21 protein-coding genes are annotated in these 20,304 nt (G+C 72.6%); 4 read left to right on the forward strand and 17 right to left on the reverse strand.

Annotated features, from left to right (window positions below; translation table 11 throughout):
• Positions 1–12: 12 nt before the first annotated feature.
• The 15 genes from ABT084_RS31890 to fabD all read right to left on the reverse strand — a co-directional run bounded on the left by ABT084_RS31890 (position 13) and on the right by fabD (position 16,019).
• The gene (locus ABT084_RS31890; RefSeq protein WP_351051409.1) at positions 13–924 is read right to left on the reverse strand and encodes a TauD/TfdA family dioxygenase; all 912 of its coding nucleotides are present in this window, start codon (positions 922–924) and stop codon (positions 13–15) included.
• Entirely contained in the window at positions 921–2,531 is a 1,611-nt protein-coding gene (locus ABT084_RS31895; protein WP_351051410.1) for an AMP-binding protein, read from the reverse strand. Before ABT084_RS31895 ends, ABT084_RS31890 begins: the two co-directional genes overlap by 4 nt.
• Positions 2,521–3,174: a thermostable hemolysin gene (locus ABT084_RS31900; protein WP_351051413.1), complete on the reverse strand. Its 654-nt coding sequence runs from the start codon at positions 3,172–3,174 to the stop codon at positions 2,521–2,523. The genes ABT084_RS31895 and ABT084_RS31900 overlap by 11 nt, the downstream gene beginning before the upstream one ends.
• Positions 3,175–3,202: 28 nt before the next feature.
• On the reverse strand, positions 3,203–4,423 hold the full coding sequence (locus ABT084_RS31905) for a phytoene desaturase family protein (RefSeq protein WP_351051415.1): 1,221 nt from the start codon (positions 4,421–4,423) through the stop codon (positions 3,203–3,205).
• A gap of 45 nt (positions 4,424–4,468) precedes the next feature.
• Positions 4,469–5,461: an aldo/keto reductase gene (locus tag ABT084_RS31910; RefSeq protein ID WP_351051463.1), complete on the reverse strand. Its 993-nt coding sequence runs from the start codon at positions 5,459–5,461 to the stop codon at positions 4,469–4,471.
• A 122-nt stretch (positions 5,462–5,583) separates the two neighbouring features.
• On the reverse strand, positions 5,584–6,453 hold the full coding sequence (locus ABT084_RS31915) for an ester cyclase (RefSeq protein WP_351051418.1): 870 nt from the start codon (positions 6,451–6,453) through the stop codon (positions 5,584–5,586).
• Positions 6,454–6,474: 21 nt separating this feature from the next.
• A complete protein-coding gene (locus tag ABT084_RS31920) occupies positions 6,475–7,620 on the reverse strand; it encodes a 3-oxoacyl-ACP synthase III family protein (RefSeq protein WP_351051421.1) in 1,146 nt (381 codons plus the stop codon).
• A gap of 2 nt (positions 7,621–7,622) precedes the next feature.
• A complete protein-coding gene (locus ABT084_RS31925) occupies positions 7,623–9,986 on the reverse strand; it encodes a beta-ketoacyl synthase N-terminal-like domain-containing protein (RefSeq protein ID WP_351051424.1) in 2,364 nt (787 codons plus the stop codon).
• Between the two features lie 26 nt (positions 9,987–10,012).
• Positions 10,013–11,302: a beta-ketoacyl-[acyl-carrier-protein] synthase family protein gene (locus ABT084_RS31930; RefSeq protein WP_351051427.1), complete on the reverse strand. Its 1,290-nt coding sequence runs from the start codon at positions 11,300–11,302 to the stop codon at positions 10,013–10,015.
• Positions 11,299–11,877, reverse strand: coding sequence for an ApeI family dehydratase (locus ABT084_RS31935; RefSeq protein WP_351051430.1), 579 nt, complete (start codon positions 11,875–11,877; stop codon positions 11,299–11,301). Before ABT084_RS31935 ends, ABT084_RS31930 begins: the two co-directional genes overlap by 4 nt.
• The gene (locus ABT084_RS31940) at positions 11,874–13,142 is read right to left on the reverse strand and encodes a beta-ketoacyl-[acyl-carrier-protein] synthase family protein (RefSeq protein WP_351051433.1); all 1,269 of its coding nucleotides are present in this window, start codon (positions 13,140–13,142) and stop codon (positions 11,874–11,876) included. The genes ABT084_RS31935 and ABT084_RS31940 overlap by 4 nt, the downstream gene beginning before the upstream one ends.
• Positions 13,143–13,165: 23 nt before the next feature.
• Positions 13,166–13,618, reverse strand: a complete 453-nt coding sequence (locus ABT084_RS31945) for a hotdog family protein (protein ID WP_351051435.1) — start codon at positions 13,616–13,618, stop codon at positions 13,166–13,168.
• Positions 13,619–13,658: 40 nt separating this feature from the next.
• Entirely contained in the window at positions 13,659–14,426 is a 768-nt protein-coding gene (locus tag ABT084_RS31950; protein ID WP_351051438.1) for an SDR family NAD(P)-dependent oxidoreductase, read from the reverse strand.
• A gap of 133 nt (positions 14,427–14,559) precedes the next feature.
• A complete protein-coding gene (locus tag ABT084_RS31955) occupies positions 14,560–14,982 on the reverse strand; it encodes an acyl carrier protein (RefSeq protein WP_351051441.1) in 423 nt (140 codons plus the stop codon).
• 65 nt (positions 14,983–15,047) lie between these two features.
• Positions 15,048–16,019: an ACP S-malonyltransferase gene (fabD, locus tag ABT084_RS31960; RefSeq protein ID WP_351051444.1), complete on the reverse strand. Its 972-nt coding sequence runs from the start codon at positions 16,017–16,019 to the stop codon at positions 15,048–15,050.
• A gap of 171 nt (positions 16,020–16,190) precedes the next feature.
• On the opposite strand from fabD, the gene ABT084_RS31965 reads away from it, so the two are divergent.
• Positions 16,191–16,760, forward strand: coding sequence for a TetR/AcrR family transcriptional regulator (locus ABT084_RS31965; protein WP_351051447.1), 570 nt, complete (start codon positions 16,191–16,193; stop codon positions 16,758–16,760).
• Positions 16,761–16,851: 91 nt separating this feature from the next.
• On the opposite strand, the gene ABT084_RS31970 is transcribed toward ABT084_RS31965, so the two are convergent.
• The gene (locus ABT084_RS31970) at positions 16,852–18,099 is read right to left on the reverse strand and encodes an FAD-dependent monooxygenase (protein ID WP_351051450.1); all 1,248 of its coding nucleotides are present in this window, start codon (positions 18,097–18,099) and stop codon (positions 16,852–16,854) included.
• A 148-nt stretch (positions 18,100–18,247) separates the two neighbouring features.
• On the opposite strand from ABT084_RS31970, the gene ABT084_RS31975 reads away from it, so the two are divergent.
• Positions 18,248–18,721, forward strand: coding sequence for a DUF1772 domain-containing protein (locus tag ABT084_RS31975; RefSeq protein ID WP_351051453.1), 474 nt, complete (start codon positions 18,248–18,250; stop codon positions 18,719–18,721).
• A 99-nt stretch (positions 18,722–18,820) separates the two neighbouring features.
• Here the strand turns inward: ABT084_RS31975 and ABT084_RS31980 are convergent, their stop codons facing one another.
• A complete protein-coding gene (locus tag ABT084_RS31980) occupies positions 18,821–18,949 on the reverse strand; it encodes a hypothetical protein (protein ID WP_351051456.1) in 129 nt (42 codons plus the stop codon).
• A 171-nt stretch (positions 18,950–19,120) separates the two neighbouring features.
• Here ABT084_RS31980 and ABT084_RS31985 point away from each other — a divergent pair, with 171 nt between their 5' ends.
• Positions 19,121–19,846, forward strand: a complete 726-nt coding sequence (locus ABT084_RS31985) for an acyl carrier protein (protein ID WP_351051459.1) — start codon at positions 19,121–19,123, stop codon at positions 19,844–19,846.
• A 97-nt stretch (positions 19,847–19,943) separates the two neighbouring features.
• The gene (locus ABT084_RS31990; RefSeq protein ID WP_351051462.1) at positions 19,944–20,285 is read left to right on the forward strand and encodes a hypothetical protein; all 342 of its coding nucleotides are present in this window, start codon (positions 19,944–19,946) and stop codon (positions 20,283–20,285) included.
• Positions 20,286–20,304 lie beyond the last annotated feature (19 nt).

Genomic DNA, 20,304 nt, shown 5'->3' on the forward strand with positions numbered 1-20,304 from the left:
GGCGCAGTCCGGTCAGGCGGCAGTGGCCTCGATGTAGCTCAGGGCGTTGTAGATGGTCCGGTTCGGGTCGGTGATGGCGCGGCGGCCGTGCATGACCCGGGTGTTGTCGATGACGGCGGCGTCGCCGTCCTGCCATTCGAGGTTCTCGGTGATCCGTGCGGTCACCGTCTCGACTTCGGCCAGCAGCCGCTCGGACAGCTCGGTCCCGTCGGCGAAGGTGATCGTCGGCTTCTCGTAGTTGAAGGAGGGGCCGAGGATGCTGTTCGCGAACGAGCGCCGCTCGCCGAAGATCGTGGTCCCGGCGGCGGGGGTGCGGAAAGCGTAGCGGATGCCGCCGTCCGCCTCGGCCTGGATTTCGGTGCCGGGCAACTGGCTTGCCAGGGCGAGGAGTTCCTCGACTTCGATCTCTTCGGCGGGCTTGGTCCTGCCGAACAGGTGGTGGGCCATGGCGCGCCACTGCTGCTCGCCGACGTAGCGGCTGTAGACGATGTCCTGGGCGGCGAAGGCCTCGCGGGCCTCGGGGCTGAGGGCGTCCCAGACGCGGTAGCCGTCGCAGACGGTGGTCTGGGAGCCGGAGGAGGCGGCCTTCTCGCAGAAGAACCAGGCGACGTGGGCGCGGAAGGGGCTGTTGCCGTTCTCGGTGTGCAGGCCGACCTCGGCGAGACCGGCGTCGACCTTCTGTGCGACCTCCGAGTAGAAGTCGCGGGCCGGGTCGAGGGTGGTGGAGGTGGACGTGGACTGCACCAGCGCGGTGAAGGAGTCCATGTCGGAGGGGGTGAAGCCGCGCAGGAGCAGGAAGCCCGCCTCGGCGAGCAGGTCGCGCAGGATCTTGGGGTCGATGTCCGCGAGGCTGCCGCCCTCGACGGGCTCCACCAGCAGGCCGCTGCCGGTGCCGTAGGGGGTGGTTTTCACTGCGGTGCTCATGCCTTCTCCTTGGTCGTGTCCTCGTCGTGGCGCAGCACGTGGGCGCGGATGACGTCACGGCGCGGGCGCCCGGTGACGGTGAAGCAGGTGGCGTAGTCGGGGTCGTCCTCGGACATGAGGTGGACGACGGCGGCGCGTTCGATGCCGGAGAGGCGTTCCTTGCCGAAGGCGTCGATGCGGGTGCGGGCGGCCTCGCGGTCGAGGCCGGCCTCGATGACGAAGAGGCCGTGCACCTGGTCGAGGCCGTCGGCGACGATGGCGGCCTCGCGGACGAAGCCGAGTTCGCGGTAGCGCGCTTCCACCCATTCGGGTGACACGTTGCGGCCGCTGGAGGTGATCACCATGCTCTTCTTGCGGCCGGTGATGCGCAGGTACCCGTCCTCGTCGATCTCGGCGAGGTCGCCGGTGTGCAGCCGGCCCTGGTCGTCGACGACCACGCTGGAGGGGTCCTCGCGGGAGTATCCGGCGAACAGCGAGGTGCTGCGGATGAGCAGTTCGCCGTCCTCGGCGAGCTCGGCCCGCACGTGGTCCAGGGGGCGCCCGACGGTGCCGAAGCGGACCTGGCCGGGGAAGTTCCAGGAGACCACCGAGGAGTTCTCGCTGAGTCCGTACCCCTCGTGGACGGTGACCCCGTACGCGTCGAGGCGCTCCAGGATCTCCGCGGGTACGGGCGCGCCGCCACAGGCGATGAAGACGGAGCCCTCGTGTCCGAAGATGCGCCGGCGCCGCTCGGGGATGCTCTCGCCGGGCTGCTGGTCGCTGAGCGCGAGGAAGAGTCCGGCGACGGTGGGCGGTACGACGAGCGCGGTGGGGCGGGCCTGGCGCAGCAGGCTCAGCATGCGGGGCGCCGCGTCGGCGGCGGTGCCGACCAGGGCGGTGCCGGGCGGCAGGAAGGAGACCGAGCCGCCGGCCAGGAAGGGCATGTAGAGCCCGGCGACCTGTTCGATGAGCAGGCTCAGCGGGACGATCGAGAGGTAGCGCTCGAAGACGGCGGGCTCGGTGCGGGCCCGCAGGGAGGTCAGGAGCGCGTCCAGGCCGTGGCGGCGGATCTGGACGCCCTTGGGGGCGGAGGTGGTGCCGGAGGTGTGGATCACCTTGACGATGGCGTCCTCGGCGGGCACCGGCGGGCGGACCGCTCCCCCGGCCGGGGTCTCGGCGAGCAGCGCCTTGATGTCGATGGCGGTGACCGGGCAGGTGTCGGGCAGCACGCCGGGGCCGCTGTCGGCGGCCCAGCGGGCCAGCGCGCGGGTGCCGCCGTCGTCGACGTAGCAGAGGTCCGCGGTGTCGAGCAGGGAGGCGGCCTGTTCGGCGGCGAAGGCGGTGGGGACCGGGACTTCGACGGCGGAGGCGAAGAGGGCGGCGAGGTCGGCGACGACCCACTCGGGGGAGTTCTCGGCGAGCAGCCCGACCCGGGCGGGGCGGCCGTGCTCGGCGGCCCGGCGCTCCAGGTGTCCGGCGAGGACCAGGGCCGCGCCGATGATCTCGCGGTAGCTCCAGGTGGTGCCCGTACCGCCGTCGCCGGACAGGACGCGGACCATGACGGCGTCGCTGTCGGCCCGGTCGAGCAGGCCCTGGGCGAGGGAGACGGGCTGGGTGTCATGCGGCACGGGTCAGCACCTTCGCCTGCGGGCGGTTGCTGAGCAGCCGCATGTCGACGGATTCGAAGCAGTAGCGGCCGATGGCGGCGAGCAGCAGGGTGCTCTGGTCGACCGCCTTGGCGTAGCCGACCATGGGCCGGGTGTCGTAGTACGAGCCCCAGGAGGCCAGCTCCTCCGGCTCCAGCCGGTCGGGCGAGGCGTCGGCGAGGGGGTGGAAGACGCAGCCGAGGCGCTGCATGAGCTCGGCGAGCCGGCCGGTCATCGTCATCACCGCGTACGGGCGCCCCAGGCAGGCCATGACCAGCGGGATCGACTTGATGATCTCACCGCCGGCCGAGGCACGGACGGAGGCGATGTTGCCGATCTGCAGGACCTGGTGGCGGCCGACCGGGTCGCCCACTTCGGAGGCGATGACCTCTTCGATCGGGGCGTCGAGGTAGCGCTCCAGCAGGACCGGCTCGTCCTCCGGGAAGGAGAGGCCCGCGCAGGCGAGGACCTGTTCCTGCCCGTTCTCGTCCTCCTCGAAGAAGGCGAGGAAGCCGTCGGGGTCGGGGTTGATGGTCGCCTGGTACTGCCTGGCGAACACCTCGCGGGCCATCTCCCTGGCGACCAGCCAGTCCGGGGTACCGCGCTCGGACAGCGTGATTCTCATGTGTGGTGCGCCCCCTTACAGGGTCGAGTTACAGGGTCGAGTGGGCCGAGAGGACGGACCGGCTCACCGCCGCCTGGACGCCGGGCGAGCGGCGCGCCACGGGCAGGGCCCGGACGGCGAGTTCCGCCGCGTGCAGGGCGCTGTTGATGGAGGTCTCGGCGAGGATGCCGGGGGCGGCGACGGCGTCGCCGATGAGGTAGACGCCGTCGCCGCGGTCGATCGCGGGGCGGTCGCGCCAGCTCAGGCCGGGCAGGTCGAGGGCTCCGGTGCGGCCGCGGGAGACTCCCTCGCGGCGCCACTGGATGCGGTCCTGCCAGCCGGGGGTGGTGAGGTCGAAGAGCTTCTCCAGGCGGGCCAGGGCCTCGGCCTTCGACTCGCCCGGGCGGATGGGCATCTGCCCCTGGAAGAGGGCCTGTCCCTTGGGCGCCAGGGAGGGGTCGTGGTCGGAGTACTGCGAGGTGAAGCCGCCCTCGTCCATGTCGAAGGAGACGTTGCCGTCCTTCTTGGAGTGGGTGACGGCCATGTCGAGCAGGGCCGCGGTGCCGCTGGGCCAGTCGAGGGTGGGGTCCCCGAGCAGGCCGCGGGAGGCGGCGAGGGAGGTGGCGACGATGACCGGGCCGTCGGTGGGCAGTTCGGTGAGCCGGGAGTTGGTCTCGATGACGACGCCGTGGGCCTTGGCCCGGCGTTCCATGCGGTCGATGACCGTGCCCCAGCCGCCGATGAAGTACCGGCTCGGGAGCGGGAAGCGGGGGGTGCCGACGCGCAGCAGCCGCTCCCAGACGAAGGCGGCGGAGAGCCGGCCGGGGTCCCCGTCGAAGAGGATCGGGCCGAGGAAGCCGAGGGCCTCGTTGACGGTCTGCTGCTCGAAGCGCTCGCTGGCCCAGTCCTGGAAGGACCGGTCGATGGGGACCTCGATGTCCCGGTGCATCCAGGTCATCTTCATGTAGCCGCCGGGCAGGGTCATGCGCAGCTTGCCCTGGTGGCGAAAGCGCATCCGCGTCCACTCGTGGAAGGACAGGCGGACGTAGTTCCCGGCGAGGCCGCGCTGGAGCAGCCAGCTCCAGCAGGGGCCGTTGTCGAAGAAGGTGTGGGGGCCGTCGTTGGTGACGTAGGGCCCGGTGGCCGAGCGGGAGCGGCCGCCCAGGTGGGCGTGGGCCTCGTGGACGGTGACGCGGGCGCCCTGCTCGGCGGCGGATATCGCCGCGGTCAGGCCGGCGAGCCCGCCGCCGATGATCGTGATGTTCGCCATGGTTATCGCACTCACTCACCTTTGGGATTCGCGGGCCGTTCTGTGTCAGCCGTCGAGCGTGGCCATGGCGCCTGCGGGATAGCGGTCTCCCACCAGGCTGCCGTGGGGGGCGATCTGGTCGAGGGCCGCGAGGTCGTCCGCGCTGAGTGCGACGGCGGACGCGGCGATGTTCTCCTCGAAGTACGTGACCCGCTTGGTGCCGGGGATGGCCACGACGTCCTCGCCCTGGGCGAGCACCCAGGCGAGCGCGAGCTGGCCGGTGGTGATGCCCTTGGCGCCGGCGAGTGCTTCGAGCTGCTCGACGACGTGCAGGTTGGCGTCGAGGTTCTCCTTCTGGAAGCGCGGGGCGACCCGGCGGAAGTCGTGCTCGGCCAGTCCGTCGAGGGAACGGATGGCCCCGGTGAGCAGGCCGCGGCCGAGCGGGCTGTAGCCGACGAAGCCGATGCCGAGTTCACGGACGGTGTCGAGGACCCCGTTGGCCTCGACGTCGCGGGTGGCCAGCGAGTACTCGGTCTGTACGGCGCTCAGCGGGTGGACGGCGTGGGCGCGCCGGATGGTGGCGGCGGAGGCCTCGGAGATGCCGAGGTAGCCGACCTTTCCGGCGGCGACCAGGTCGGCGAGGGCGCCGAAGCTCTCCTCGACGGGCACGTCGGGGTCGACGCGGTGCAGGTAGTAGAGGTCGAGGCGGTCGGTGCCGAGCCGGCGCAGGCTGCCCTCGACGGTGGAACGGATGTATTCGGGGCGCCCGTTGAGTTTGCCGGTGATCTGTCCGGTGGGGCTGACCTCGTTGCCGACCTTGGAGGAGACGATGACCTCGTCCCGGCGGCCGGCGATGACGCGGGCGACGAACTCCTCGTTGGAGTGCGGTCCGTAGAAGTCCGCGGTGTCGAGGAGGTTCACGCCGAGCTCGAGGGCCCGGTGGGCCGTGCGCAGCGCCTCCTGGTCATCGGCCGGGCCGTAGGCGAAGGTCATGCCCATGCATCCGAGCCCCTGCTCGGAGACCGCCAGCCCCTGGCTGCCGAGCTTTCGTTGCCGCATCATCCACGCCTTCCCCGGGTAGTTTTCATCCCTAGAAACTCTAGCATTGACAGCTCTTGAGAACTAGCAATGAAAGAGTCAATACCTAAGCTAGACAGCGGACCTGACGAATTCTCAGGTGCTCAGCCGCCCGCCACCAGTTCGGTGGTGACCGACGACCAGTGGTGCCCCTGGTCGGCCGCCGCGCCCTCGGCCAGCGCCGCGTACGGATCGGCCCCGAAGACCTCCCCGGCCTCTCCCCGCAGCCACACGTCGAAGGCGTTGCCGGACTCCCGCAGCCGCTTCGCGGCCCCGGCCGGATCGCGCGCCTCCAGCTGGAGCACCACCACGTCCCGGCCGCCGAGGCGCTGCGCCGCGAAGGACTCCTGGAGGATCCCCGCCCGGCGCCTGGAGGCCTCGTACTCGCGAAGGCGCTCCCCGGACAGCTGCGCCTGTACGTCCTTCCAGCGCGCCACCCGCTCCTCGGGCAGCTCCAGCACCACGGTCGCCGGCTTCACCGTCCGCCGGGCCGCCGCCTTGGCGGCGCCGCGCGCGGCCGGGGCGAGGCGCCGCATGCCCAGCACCTCGAGCATGTTGGACTCCACGCCGATGCCCCAGCGCTCGGCGATCAGCCCGTTCTCGAGCAGCCGCCACACCACCACGCCCGTGAACTCGATGAACTCGCCCGTGGCGGGCATGCCCAGGAACTCGCCCAGGTGCGTGCCGCGCCAGGTGTTGTGGATGACCACGTGGTCCCCGGCGGCGCTCATGTCCTCGATGGTCACGTGCAGGTCGGGGAAGCCCTCGCGCAGACCCGCGATCGTGTACTTGACCCCCTCCAGCCCCTCGGGAGCGCCCGGCAGCGGCTGGTGGTCGATCATGTCGGGGCTGTAGATCCGGTCGACGATGGAGAAGTCGCCCCGGTTGACGAAGGTGTCGAAGACCGAGCGGATGGTCTTCTTGTTGCGCTCCTCGACACTCACCTCGGTACGCTCCGTCTCTTGTATCGACACGATTCATCCGTCCTTACGTCGTCACTTGGCGGGGGTGGGGGCGTCCCAGGTGAGGGTGAGCCCCGCGTACAGGTAGCGGCTGGCCTCGATCGCGAGCAGCAGGACGGTGTCCCCGGGCGTGATCCGGCCGTCGGCCCAGCCCGCGTCCAGGGCGAGCGGCACCGCGGCGGAGCCGGTGGCGCCGACGTCGGTGAGGTTCTCCACGATGTTCTTGCCGAGCGTCGCTTGGTCCTCGGCGGACAGCCCGGCGGTGCCGTACTCGCTGGCGAAGTACTCGGCGTTGCCCTCGGGCAGCACGCAGTGGTCGATGTCGGCGAGCGCGAGACCGGAGCGGCGCAGCATGTCGTGAATGCCCTCGACGAAGACGCGCGGCCCGAACTTCGCGGTGCCGGGGATGTCGAGGCTGATGTCCATCAGCCGCTTGCGCCGCTGCTGTTCGTGCAGCGGTGCGTCGGTCCCGCCGCCGGTGATCAGCATGCCGGGCTTGCGGGCGCCGCCCATGGACCGCGTGGCGAAGACCTGGCGGCTGCCCGCGTGGGCGGAGCCCTCCTCGCCGGCCTTCAGCACCAGAGCGCCGGCGCCGTCGCCGAAGGTGTAGACGGTGAGCCGGTCGCGCATCCGGACCTTGTACGGGTCCTTGTCGAGGAAGATCGGCGCGAGCAGCGGGGACACCGCCTCCGAGCCGATGACCAGCGCGGTCCTGTAGGTGCCGTCGGCGAGCTGGCGGCGGGCGATGTCCAGGGCCTGTACGGCGCCCACGCAGCCCGCGCGGACCTCGATGACCGCGCAGTTCTCCAGGCCGAGCTGCTCCTGGACGTAGGTCGCCGCGACCGGCAGCAGGTAGTCGGGGCTGGCCGTGGACATCACGATCAGCTCGACCTCGGAGGCCTCCATGCCCGCCCGCTCCAGGGCCTGGCGGGCGGCCGCGGTGGCCATGGCGGAGGTGGAGGTGCGGTGCGCGCCGGTGGCCGGGTCGATCAGCCAGTGGCGGCGCTCGACCTGGATGCCCTCCAGGACGTCGTCCGGCAGCGGTCCGCAGACCTTGGCGAGGGCGTCGTTGTCGAGGGGGTCGCCGGGCAGGTGGGCACCGGTGGCGAGGATCGATACGTGGCGGGTGGGACCGGCTGACGTGGTGCCGGGTCCGGCTGACGTGGTGCTGGCTGACATGGTCAGTTCTCCGTTGCGGGACGCAGGACGAGGCTGATGTGGGTGCCGCCGAGGGAGGAGCTGTTGATGAGCACCGGCCCGCTGTCGAGGCCGTTGTCCCAGCCGGTGACGGCGAGCAGGGCCGCCAGCTGCGCGCCCGCGCCGACGGGCTCGCCCAGGATCCGCTTGGGGCTGTGCACGGGCGCGCCGCCGTCCGCCGCGAGGCGTCCGGTGGCCAGGGTCTCGGGCGCGTCGGCCCGCTCCAGTCCGGCCGCGTTGGCCCAGATCCCGGCCAGCTCGCCCGGCTCCACGCCGGCGTGGGCCAGCGCCTCGCGCATGGCCCGCTCCACGCCCTCGCCCTCGTCGTCCCAGCGGCCGATGCCCCGGGCGTCCGAGGCGGTGCCGTGTCCGGCGAATTCGGCCAGCACCTTCGCGCCGCGGGCCCGGGCGGTCGACTCCCGCTCCAGCACCAGCGCGATGCCCGCCTCGGCCAGGGTGTACCCGGACCCGGCGAACAGCGGCAGCTTGCGGTAGGCGTCCAGGACGCCCGGCGAGAGGTCCTCGACCGCCGGGCACAGCACCGCGTCGGCGCGGTGCTGGAGCAGCAGGTCGTGGGCGACGGTCAGGGCGGAGGCCCCTGCCGCGTGCCCGGTGGTCACGGTGGAGGTGGGGCCCTTGGCGCCGACGTTCATGGCGACCTGGCCCGCGGCCGCGTTGAAGACCGTGTTGGGGAAGACGGCCGGGCTGCCGTGGGAGGGGCAGCCGCCCAGCACCGGGAGCAGGAACTCCTCGATGCTGCGCATCGGGCCCAGCCCGGTGCCCAGGACCACGCCGACGCGCTCGTCGGCGGTCAGGCCCGCGTGCTCCAGGGCGCCCTTGCAGGAGGCCACGGCGAGCTGGCCGAGCCGGTCCATCCGGCGGGCGACGCGGGGTTCGATGTGCGCGTGCGGGTCGAACGCGGCGCGGGCGACGCTCAGTCCGTCCTCGTCCACGCCCAGCGGTACGCCCTCGCTCCAGGCCCGCCACAGCGCGTCGGCGCCGTCACCGGCCGAGGTGATCGCGGCGAAGCCGGTGATCACGATCTTCTCGGCGGCGGGCGGCGCCGGGACGGTGAAGCGGTGCCCGGACGGCCAGCCGAAGGCGACGCAGGCGTTGGCCCCGGCGAAGGCGAAGTTGTTGGACAGCGCGGCGTTCATGGCCAGCGAGCGCCCGGGGTCGGGCACCGCGTCCAGGCCGCACTTGGGGTCGACGCCGGTGAAGTTGGCCGTGGGCGGGGCGATCTGCTCGACCAGCGCCTTGACGGTCACGATGGCCTCGACGGCCCCCGCGGCGCCGAGGAGGTGACCGATCATCGACTTGGAGCTGCTGAGCGCGGTCTTTTGGGCGGCCTCGCCGAAGGCGGCGCGCACCGCGTTGGACTCGGCGGAGTCGTTCTTGGGCGTGCCGGTGCCGTGCCCGTTGACGTAACCGACGTCCTCCGGGGCGATGCCCGCGGAGTCCAGCGCGCCCCGGATCGCCCGGGCCGCGCCCTCGCCCTTGGGGTGCGGGGCGGTGGCGTGGTACCCGTCGGCGGAGAGCCCGTACCCGAGCACCTCGGCCAGGATCGGGGCGCCCGCGGCGCGCGCCACGGACTCCTCGGCGAGGACGAGCATGCCCGCGCCCTCGCCGAGCGAGAGGCCGTCGCGGTCGCGCGAGTAAGGCGCGGCGGGCTTGGTGGACAGGGACTGCAGGCTGGTGAAACCGGCGAACGCGGTCTCGGTGAAGGCGTCGGAGCCGCCGACCAGCATGGCGTCGGCGCGGCCCGCGCTGATCGCGTCGGTGGCGTGGGCGATGGCGTGGGCGCCGGAGGCGCAGGCCGTGTTGACCGACAGGGAGGGGCCCTTGAGGCCGAAGGCGCTGCTCAGCGCCTCGGCTATGGCCTGCGGCGGGACCAGCAGGTAGTGCCTGCCGTCGTCCTCGGGCGCGGTGCCGTCCGCCGCCCTGCGGGCGAGCAGTTCGGCGCTGCGCAGACCGCCGTTGCAGGAGCCGAAGGCGACGCCCCAGCGGTCGGCGGGCAGCGAGCCGAGGCCCGCCTGCTCCATCGCCTCCTCCGCCGCGAGGAGCGCGAAGTCGGCGGCGGGCTCGCGGATCTGCCCGCCGAAGGCGGCGAGGTAGTCGTAGGCGGGGCGGCGGTCGGTGGAGACCTCGCCGCCGATCTCGGTGTCGTAGCCCTCCATGGGCATGCCCCGGACCGGGCCGATGGCCGTGTGCCCGGTGCGGATGCCCTCCCACAGTGCCTCGGCGCCGTCGCCCTGGGCGGTCACAGCGCCGACGCCGCAGATCACCACGGTGCGGGTGCGGCCCGGGCCGTCCGGCGGGGTGGTGTGGTCGTACACGTCGTCCGTCATGTCCGCTCTCCTTTCGGGTGTGCCGGTCATGAGACCCGCCTCAGCGCCACCGCCACCGCCTGGCCTTCCAGGCCGCGGGCGAGGGCGAGAGCGCTGTCGGGCCGTGTGTCGCGCGGGGTGAGCGGGACGAAGTCCAGGTCACACTCGGCGGCGGGGTTGTCCAGGTTGCGCGTCGCGGGGACGATCCCGGAGTTCAGGGTCAGCGCGGCCACGGCCGCGTTGAGCGCCCCGGCGCCGCCGACCAGGTGCCCGGTCTGCGGCTTGACGCTGCTGATCTGCGCCGCCTTGGCGGACGTACCGAGCGCGTCGTGCAGGGCGATGGTCTCGCTGGCGTCGCCCTGGACGGTGGCGCAGCCGTGCGCGGCGATGTAGCTGCCGTCGGGGAAGATGCCGCCCGCGTCGGTCAGGGCGCGGCCGATGGCCCGGGACAGGCCGCGCGCCCTGGCCTGCGGGCTGGGCGGTCGTACGCAGTCGTTGCCCGCGCCGAAGCCGGTGACCTCGGCGTAGCAGTGGGCGCCCCGGGCCAGCGCGTGTTCGCGCTCCTCCAGGACGAGCAGGGCCGCGCCCTCGCCGAAGACGGAGCCGGAGCGGTCCCGGTCGAAGGGCCGGAAGGCCGCGTCGCCGAGTTCGGGACGGGTGGTCAGGACGCCGAGGCCGTCCATCTTGGACATCGCCCACCAGCCGGTGGCGTCGTCGTAGCCGCCCGCGACCACGATGTCGGCCTCGCCGCGGCGCACGGTGCGCATCGCGCGGCCGATCGCCATGGCGCCGGAGTCGGCGGTCCCGGCGAAGTAGGCGTTGGCGCCGCGGATCCCGTACTTCTCGGAGATGTGGAACCCGGCGGCGGGCTGGAGGCCCTCGACGAAGAAGAGGGGCGCGACCACCGAGGAGGCGTCCTGGCCCAGCTTGTACAGGTCGGGGGTGCCGTCCTCGGCGCGGATGGCCTGGAGCTGCGCGATGAGTTCGTCCATGCGCGGCATTTCCTTGTTGCTGCCCAGGAAGAGGCCGGCCCGGTGGCCGAGGTCCTTCTCGCCGTCGAGGCCCGCGTCGCGCAGCGCCAGGGTGGCGCCCGCCAGGGCGAGCTGGTCGCCGCGGCACAGCATCCGCAGGGTGCGGCGGCTGGCCCATTCGGTGGGCTGGAAGTCGGGGATCTCGGCGCCGATGCCGGTCTTCAGCGGTGCCGGGTCGTAGGCGCGCAGCGGGCCGATGCCGCTGCGGCCCTCCAGCAGGGCCTCCCAGGTCTGCGCGGCGCCCTGGCCGATCCCGGTCATCAGGCCGATGCCGGTCACCATCACGCGCCGCCTGTTGTCGCTCATGCTGTGCCCTCCCAGGGCTTCTCGGCGCTCACTAGTGCCGCGTCAGGCAACGTTTGCCCCTCAAGGAGCGGCGTCCGGTGCGTGCTCTCGGCGTGCCGGCCGGAAGCACTCGTACTGGACGTACTTGGGCTTTCGGCCGGTGCGCCGAGAGCGCGTGCCGGGCGCCGCGACGGGGCGAACGTTGCCTGACGCGGCACTAGGGTGAGGACGCGAGCGGCGGCGACCACACGGCCCTCGACCTTGGCGGTGGCCCTGACATCGGTGCCGTTCTCGGTGCGGCCGATCACCTCGACGGTGATCTCGACCTGGTCGCCGGGTCCGACGAAGTGCTTGAAGCGGACCCCGCGCACGCCCTTGAGGCGCCAGTCGGTGCCGCTGCCCGCCACCGCCTTGCCGAGGGTGGCCATGGACTCCAGGAGCAGGACGCCCGGCAGGACGGGGTGGCGCGGGAAGTGGTGGTCGAAGGCCGGCAGCGTGGCCGGCACGTTGCGGATGCCGACGCCCCGTTCACCGGGGACGAGTTCGACCACGCGGTCGAAGCCGAGGACGACGGGGGTGGCGAGCGAGGTGGTCACGCGTCCTCCCGCGGGGCGCCGATGACGAGGGCGGTGTTGCTGCCGCCGAAGGCGAAGGCGTTGATCAGGGCCGCGTTCACCGGCATCGGGCGCGCGGTGTGCGGTACGTAGTCCAGGTCGAGGCCGCGGTCGGGCTCGTCCAGGTTGACGGTGGGCGACACCAGCGAGTGCCGCATCGCGTTGACCGCGGCGAGGACGCCGAGGCCCAGGCTGGCCGAGGTCAGGTGCCCGGACATCGACTTGGGCGCGCTGACCACGATGCGCCGCGCGTCGGCGCCGAAGACCTTCTTGATGGCGACCGTCTCGGACTGGTCGTTGCCGTGGGTGCTGGTGCCGTGCGCGACGACGTAGTCGATCCCGCCGGTGCCGAGGCCCGATTCGGTGATGGCGCCCTCCATGGCCTGGATGGCGCCGGAGCCGTCCGGCGGGGAGTCGGTGATCCGCCATGCGTTGAGGGTGGAGCCGTAGCCGAGGATCTCGGCGAGGACGGTGGCGCCGCGCTCGCGGGCGCTGTCCAGGTCCTCCAGGATCACGGCGACGGCGCCCTCGCCGATGACGAAGCCGGAGCGGTCCGCGGCGAAGGGCCGCGAGGCGTGCGTCGGGTCGTCGTTGTAGCGGTCGGTGAGCGCGCCCAGCAGGCTGAAGCCGAGCAGGTCGAGCCAGGTGGTCAGCGAGTCGTAGCCGCCCGCCACCATCATCTTGGCGTCGCCCTCCTGGATGGCGCGGTACGCCTCCCCGATGGCGTGCCCGGAGCCGGCGCAGGCGGTGCTGATGCCCATCATCGGGCCGGTGCCGCCGACCATCCGGGCCATGGCGGCCAGCGGGACGTTCTGGTCGTCGGTCAGGGTGACGGCCGGGGGCTGGCAGATGAACGCGTCCGGCCGCCCGCTGGTGGTCCGCAGGTGGCCGATGTCGAGGAGGGCCTGGAGTTCGGGGCGGCCGACGCTGGCGCCCATGGCGACCCCGCGCTCGTCGGCCGGGTACACCTCTTCGGAGACCTGGTCGATGCCCGCGTCGCGGACCGCCTCCCAGGCGGCGGCGACGCCGAACTGGCCGACCCGCGAGAGGTGTTTGCGGCCCACGTGCGCCGGGATGGCCTTGGCCGCGTCGAAGTCCTTGACCTCGGCCGCGATGCGCACCGGGAAGCCGGTCGCGTCGAAGGTGGTCAGCGCGCCGATGCCGCTGCGCCCGGTGGCGAGGCCCTCCCAGGTGGTCCCGGCGTCGTTGCCGAGGGGGGTGACCGCCCCGATTCCCGTGATGGCCACGCGCCTTGTGCCGTTCGTCCCGCTCATCCCACCGGCCCTCCGCCCTGTAGCTGTCGCGCCATGCGCGCCGTGTTCGCCGGGTCGTCGAGCCGCTCGGCGTCGATGAGCGCGCACAGAATGCCGCTCGCTTCCAGGACGGTCTCGCCGTCCACGGTGACCGTGCCGTCGAGGATCGCGGCCTCGTCGGTCATCGATTCGATCCTGGCCTCCATGCGGAGCACCTCACCGGGCCGGACCGCCCGGCTCGCGGTGGCGTCGCCGACGGCGAGGAGCGCGGCGCGCAGCGTGTGGTCGGTGCTGAGCATGATCAGCCAGGTGGCCGACTGGCACAGGGCTTCCAGGGCGAGCCCGAAGGGCATCGCGGGGCCGCCGCCGGTGTGCTGCCAGTGGTCCTCGTCGACGGAGGTGACCTTGCGAGCGGTGATGTGCTCGCGGGGAGTCCAGGATTCGATCCTGTCGATCAGATGGAATCGCATCGTCGTCTCTTCTTCCGGTCCTTTCGATCCTCGCGGTCCGTTACGGACGGCCGATGCCGAGCTGGGCGGAGAACCCGCCGTCGACGCAGAGCAGTTCGCCGGTGGTGTAGCCGGAGTCGGGGCCCGCCAGGAACACGGCGGCCGCGGCGACCTCCTCGACGGTGGCGAAGCGGCGCAGCGGGATCTGCTTCTTGATGGACCTGCCGCCGTCCTTCTCCATCACCTCGCCCACCAGTTCGGTCGGGGTGAAGCCCGCCAGGACCGCGTTGACCCGGACGCCGAAGCGTGCGAACTCGATCGCGGCGGCGCGGGTGAAGGAGTTCAGCGCGCCCTTGGAGGCCGAGTAGTTGGACTGGCCGATCCAGCCGGTCTCGCCCATGGCGGAGGAGATGTTGACGATGGTGGCGTTGCCCGCCGTCATGAACTGCTCGCTGACGGCGTGGGTGCAGTGGTAGGCCCCGCCGAAGTTGACCTTCATGACGTTCCACCAGGCGTCGGGCTTCGACTGGTAGATCAGCCCGTCGTCGCTGATGCCCGCGTTGTTGACCAGGATGTCCAGGGCGCCCAGCTGAGCGACGGCCTCCGCGACCAGGCGCGCCGCGTCCTCGGGGTCGGCGACATCGGCGCCGATCGCCACGGCCCGGCCGCCCGCCGCCTCGATCTCCTTGACGACCGCGAGGGCGTCCTCCTCGCGCGAGCGGTAGTTGACTGCGACGGCCGCCCCCTGTTCGGCCAGCGCCAGGGCGATGGCCCGGCCGATGCCGCGCGAGGCACCGGTGACCAGGGCGGTGCGGTCCTTCAGCTTCATCTGTCTCTTCCCGTTTCTGCTGCGAGGCGGGCGCGCCTGGTGGTCTGGAGGGGGAGGGAGCGGGAGGGAGCGGCAGGTAGCGGCAGGGGGCTCCGGGGCACCGTCGGCCCGGAGCCCCCTGCCGGTCACCGCGCTACGCGGCGGCGGCCGCGCGGGCGCGCTCGGTCAGCAGGTCGGTCAGGTTCTGGACGGTGAAGAGGCCCAGCACGCCCTCGGCCGTCAGGGGCTCGCTGAGCTGGCTGCGGTTGAACTGCGGCAGGACCTTCTCGAGGTGGGTGAGGCCGGTGTCGTTGACGACCTCGTTCTCGTCGCCGAACTCCTCGTCCGGGATGCCGCCCTGGAGCAGGTTGGCGATGTCGGCCACGGTGATCTTCACCTTGGTGGCGCGCTCGACCCGGAAGAGGATGTCGAGCAGGTCGATCGACTCGGCGCCCAGCTGACCGAGCAGCGTCGCCTCGGGCACGGCCTCGGCCTCGTCGATGCCGAGCGCGTCGGCGATGGCGGCCTGGACCGCGGAGAGGTAGTCGGTCGAAGTGGTGGCAAGGGTTTCGGGCACCGTGGGCTGCCTTTCGAGAGGGTGGGCAAGAACAGGAAGGGAAGGCGTGCGGGTGGGGCCGGAGGTCAGGCAGCGGCCGCCGTGGTGGCGGGCTCCGGCCTCAGGTCGCGCAGCAGGGTGGTGACACGCCGCGCGTCGTTGGTGCTGCGCACGGGCGCGTCGGGTGCGACGCGGCCCGCGAAGCCGCTGAGCACCCGGCCGGGACCGGCCTCCAGGTAGCCGCCGACGCCGAGCGCGGACGCCGTCTCGAGGACGCCGACCCAGCGCACGGGGCCGGCCAGCTGACGGCGCAGCAGGTCACGGGCGTGCGCACCGTCGCGGACGACGGTGGCGGTCACGGAGCTGACGACGGGCACCCGGGGCGCGTGGAACGTGACCCGCTCCAGCGCGGCGGCGAACTCGTCCTCGATGGCGCTCATCAGGGAACAGTGGAAGGGGGCGGAGACCTTGAGCTGCACGGCGCGCTCGGCGCCGGCCTCCAGGGCGAGCCGGGCCGCCTCGGCGACCGCCGCGCTCTGCCCGGAGATCACCGTCTGGCCCGCCTCGTTGTAGTTGGCGACCTCGACCACCCCGAGCGGGGCGGCCACCGCGCAGATCTCCTCGATCCGCGCCGGGTCCAGCCCCATCAGCGCGGTCATCGCGCCGGAGACCTTCCGCGAGACCCCGGCCATGAGCTGCCCGCGGATCCGCACCAGGCGCAGCGCGTCGTCCGCGTCCAGCACCCCGGCGGCGATCAGGGCCGTGTACTCGCCCAGGCTGTGCCCGGCGACCGCGCCGGGCACGAAACCGGTCTCGGCGCGCAGGATCTCGTACACGGCGAGGCTGGTGGCGACGATGGCGGGCTGGGCGATCTCGGTCGGCGCCAGCGCCTCCTCGGGAGCCGTGGTGCACAGCTCGGTCAGCGGAAGCCCCGTCGCCTCCTCTGCCCGGGCCAGGACGCGTCCGGCCGTGCGGGGGTGTTCGCGAAGGAGATGCCCCGCCATGGCCGCGCGCTGCGAGCCCTGTCCGGGAAACATCGTGAATAGGTTGTCGATCATCCCCGTTCCTACCTCACTGACTTGTGGCCGATAGGTCATCGAGCCGTCGGCGACCGGTTTTCGACTCTGTGAATCTGGCACTGTCTTCTGGCGCATTCCTCGAATTGACCTCGACTGGTGCCGAAGTCCCGCCATTGACGGGGAAAAGCGCGCCGCCACAAACTGGCGGACATGGTGAGGATGAGCGCACAGGAGCGGCGTACGAGCGTTGTCCGGGCGGCGATGCTCGAATTCGCCCGGGGCGGCTACGACGGCACCTCGACCGAGAGCATCGCCCGGCGCGCGGGGGTGTCCCAGCCGTACCTGTTCCGGCTCTTCCCCGGCAAGCGGGCGATCTTCCTGGCGGCGGCGACGCGCTGCGTCGGGGACACGGCGGCCCTGTTCGCCGAGGCCGCGCGGGGGCTGACGGGCCAGGAGGCGCTGCGCGCGATGTCGCACGCCTACACCCGGGTCATCCTCAAGGAGCCGGACCGGCTGCGGCTGCAGATGCAGGTGTACGTCGCGGTGGCGGCCGCGGAGGCGGCGGGCGACCCCGGCTTCGGCGAGGCCGTGCGGGCGCAGTGGCTGCGGGTGTGGGAGACGGTCGGGGAGCCGCTGGGCGCGGACACCGGCGGGACGACCACGTTCATGGCGTACGGGATGCTGGTCAACGTGCTGGTCTGCATGGGCTTCCCGGCGGACCACCCGCTGTGGTCCGGGCTGCCGGTGGAGGGTCCGGCGGCCCGCGCGCTGCCCGGGTGACGCGGCGCGGGGCCGCCCACCCGGGCTCGGCGGTGGTGCGCAGGGGTCCCTCCGGTCGTACGGGCCCTTCCGGTCGTACGGCCGTACGGTCCTACTCGGTGCCGGGGGCGGACGTGGCCGCCGGGGTCCGGTCCGGGGCGGCGGGGGCGCGGTGGCGCCCGGTCTGCCGGGCCCAGCGGGATCCGTAGGCCACCTGGCCCTGCTCCGCCGCGGCGAAGGCCTTGGTGTTCCAGTTCTTGCGCATGAACGCCTCCCGCACCTTGATCAGCAGGGGGTTCTTCACAGCGCCCATCTTGCCGATGCGCCAGGCGATGTTCTGCAGCGGCGCGGTGCGCTCCTGGCGCTCGCTCTCATAGCGGCGCAGCGCCGAGACCGGGTCGCTGCCCGCTCCGGCGAGGTGCTCGGCGAGCACGAGGGCGTCCTCCAGGGCCTGGCAGGCGCCCTGTCCGATGTTGAAGGTGATGGGGTGCGCGGCGTCCCCGAGGAGGGTGACCCGGCCCTGTCCCCACTGGCGTTCGGGCTTGCGGCCCTCGACGTCGCCGCGCAGGATCCACTCCTCGGGCGTGGCCTTGAGGATGTCGGCGACCGGTCCGCCCCAGCCCGCGTGGCGGCGCAGCAGCATGTCCCGCACGCCGGGCAGGTCGCGGCCGCCGGGCGCTCCGTTGGCCACGCTCATCCAGTGGACCAGGCCGGGGGCGACGTCGTAGTAGGTGAAGCGGGTGCCCGGCCCGAACATGGCGTTGAAGGTGCCCGGGGGGATGTCGGCGTGCTCCATCTGGGCCCGGCCGCGCCAGGCGATGTAGCCGCTGTAGCGGTTCTGGGCGGGGCCGAACATGGCGTCGCGGACGGCTCCGTGGATGCCGTCGGCGCCGATCAGCAGGTCGCCGCGCTCGGTGGTGCCGTCGGCGAAGCGGACGGTGACCCCCTCGCGGTCCTGGTCGAAGCCGACCACGTGGGCGCCGGTGCGCACCACGTCGCCCTGGAGGGCGTCGCGCAGGATGCCGTGCAGGACGGAGCGCTCGACGGCGATGGTGGGCGCGCCGTAGCGGGCGACGAAGTCACCGACGGGCCAGGCGCCGAGGACCTCGCCGCGCCAGGTGCTGAAGTGGGCGGTCTCCTGGGCGGGGGCGATCTCCAGGACCTCTTCGGCGACGCCGAGGTAGTCCAGGGCGAGGACGCCGTTGGTCCAGATGTGCAGACCGGCGCCGCCGTCGCGCAGTTCCTCGGCCCGCTCCAGGACGAGGGGTTCGAAACCGCGCTGCTGGAGGGCGAGGGCCGCGGCGAGGCCGCCGATCCCTCCACCGGCGATGAGTATGCGACGGGCATGTCCTATGGCCATCTGTGTGCTCTCCTCGTGGCTGCCCGGGCCGGTCCGGAACCGGTCGTGAACTCCCTGGCTGACTAGTGGAGTTGTCAACGCTAGCATTCCAAGCATCGAACTTGATAGTCTCGGCAGAACATCTAGCGTCGCTACAAAGGTGGTTGTGATGGAAGTCCTCCTGCAAACGCTGGCCGTGATCGCCACCATGGCCAACGCGGTGGTCTACGGCACCGACGTCTTCGGCGCACTCGTCCAGCGCCCGGCCCTCGCCCACGTCGACGACGCGACCCTCACCAGCGTCATGGGCCAGACCCACCGCTTCGGCGACGCCCGGATGGTCGTGCCCGGCGTGACGGGCCTGGTCTCCACGGTGGTCACCGCCGGCCTGGCCGGCTTCGAGGGCAAGCCCGTGCCGTCCGTCGCCGCGGGCGTCTCGGCGCTGGCCCTGGTGATCTGGCTGGCGATCTACAACAAGGTGAGCGTGCCGGTGAACAAGGCGCTGACCAGCGCCGCCCTGGAGTGCAAGGTCGCCCCCGACGCCCGCGGCCTGCAGCGCACCTGGGACAGCGTCATCAACGTCCGGGTGCTGCTCCAGGCGGTGGCCCTCGGCGCGATGTGCGTGGTCCTCTCCACCACCTGAGCACCACCACCCGAGCACACCACCCGTGCCCGCCCGGAACGCCGGCGGGTACGGCGAAGGGGGCCCACCCGCCGGTGGGCCCCCTTCGCCGTACCGCTCCTACTGGAGGGCGATGTTGCCGAGGACGTCCGCGTCCGAGCTCTCGTCCATGCCCTCGGTGGTCTCGCCGACGGCGCCGGGCGCCGCGTCCGGCTCGGATCCCGCCACATTCTTCTTCTTGCTCGCCACGATGATGTCTCCTTCAGACGCGGAACAGGCACGAATACCTTATTGAGATTCGCCAGCCGGCCCGGCCGCGTCAAGACGCTGTTCGCCCGCCCCAGCGGAATTCCAGGGACCCTCCAGGAAATTGCGGAAAAGTACCATGGGACCGGGATCCGACACGGGGAGACGCCCATCATGACCACCGCCCCGCACACTCCGGCCGCCGATGTGCTCGCCGAACTCACCGCCGTACTGGCCGGGATGACCGGTGTCGAGGTGCATTCCGTCGACGCCGCACGGCCGTTCACCTTCCTCGGAGTGGACTCCCTGCTCGGCGCGCAGTTCCTCGGCGCGCTCGGCGCCCGCTACGGCATCCGGCTCCCCGCCGACGCGGTGTACGAGCACCCGACCCCGGCGGCGCTGGCGCGGCACATCGCCGGGCGCCTCCACGCGCCGTCCGCCCCGGCGCCCTCCGTCCCCATGACGGCCTGGGCCCCGCTGCGCCCGGTCCGCGACCCGGCCGTGGTCGCCGTGGCCGCCGATCCCGCGGGCCTGACCGAGGTGCTGCGCGGCCAGCTCGCGCACATCCTGCGCTGCGCGCCCGAGGACATCGACCCGGGGACCCCGTTCACGATGCTGGGCCTGGACTCCATCCTGGCGGCGGAGTTCGTCGCGGGCATCAACCAGACCTGGGACCTGACCGAACAGACCGCCCTGCTCTACGAACACCCCGACCTCGCGGCGATGGCGGCGTACGTCACCGCGCGCGTGGCGGGCACCCCCGCGGTGTCCCCGGCGCCCGCCCCGCCGGCCCCGCCCGCCGCGCAGGGCCCGGGGCTCGACCTCGAGGCGCTGCTGGACGCGGTACGGGACGACGTACTCAGCATCGACGAGGCCGCCGCCCTGCTGGCCGCGCGCTAGCGCGCGGGGTTCCGTCCCCCGGGCGGCGGCGGTGTCCGCGCGCCCGGAACACCCGCGCGCACACCCCCCAGGCCGGAGACGAAAGGCACGCCAGGAGATGGAAGACCGGGAAATCCTGTCGCGGTTCAAGAGCGGCACCCTGGAGCGCCGGCGGGCGGTGGCCCTGCTGACGGGCGGCCCGAGCGCCGCCCCCGGGCCCGTGGAGCCCCGCCGCGAGGCCCCCGCGCCGCCGACCGCCGCCGCGGTCCCCGAGCCGTGCGCGGTCATCGCCCTCGAGGGCCGGTTCCCCCGGGCCGTGGACCTGGCCGCGTTCTGGCAGCGGGCCCTGACCCCGGACACCGCGCCCGCCCCGCCCGCGCCCCGCGGCCCCGCCCCGGGCTCCAGTTCAACCACAACACCTTCGGCGAGCGCTACGTCACGGACGGGCTGTACGGCCTGATCAAACTGCGCGGGTACGC

This window comes from Streptomyces sp. NPDC002138 (assembly GCF_040296485.1).
Lineage (GTDB): Bacteria > Actinomycetota > Actinomycetes > Streptomycetales > Streptomycetaceae > Streptomyces.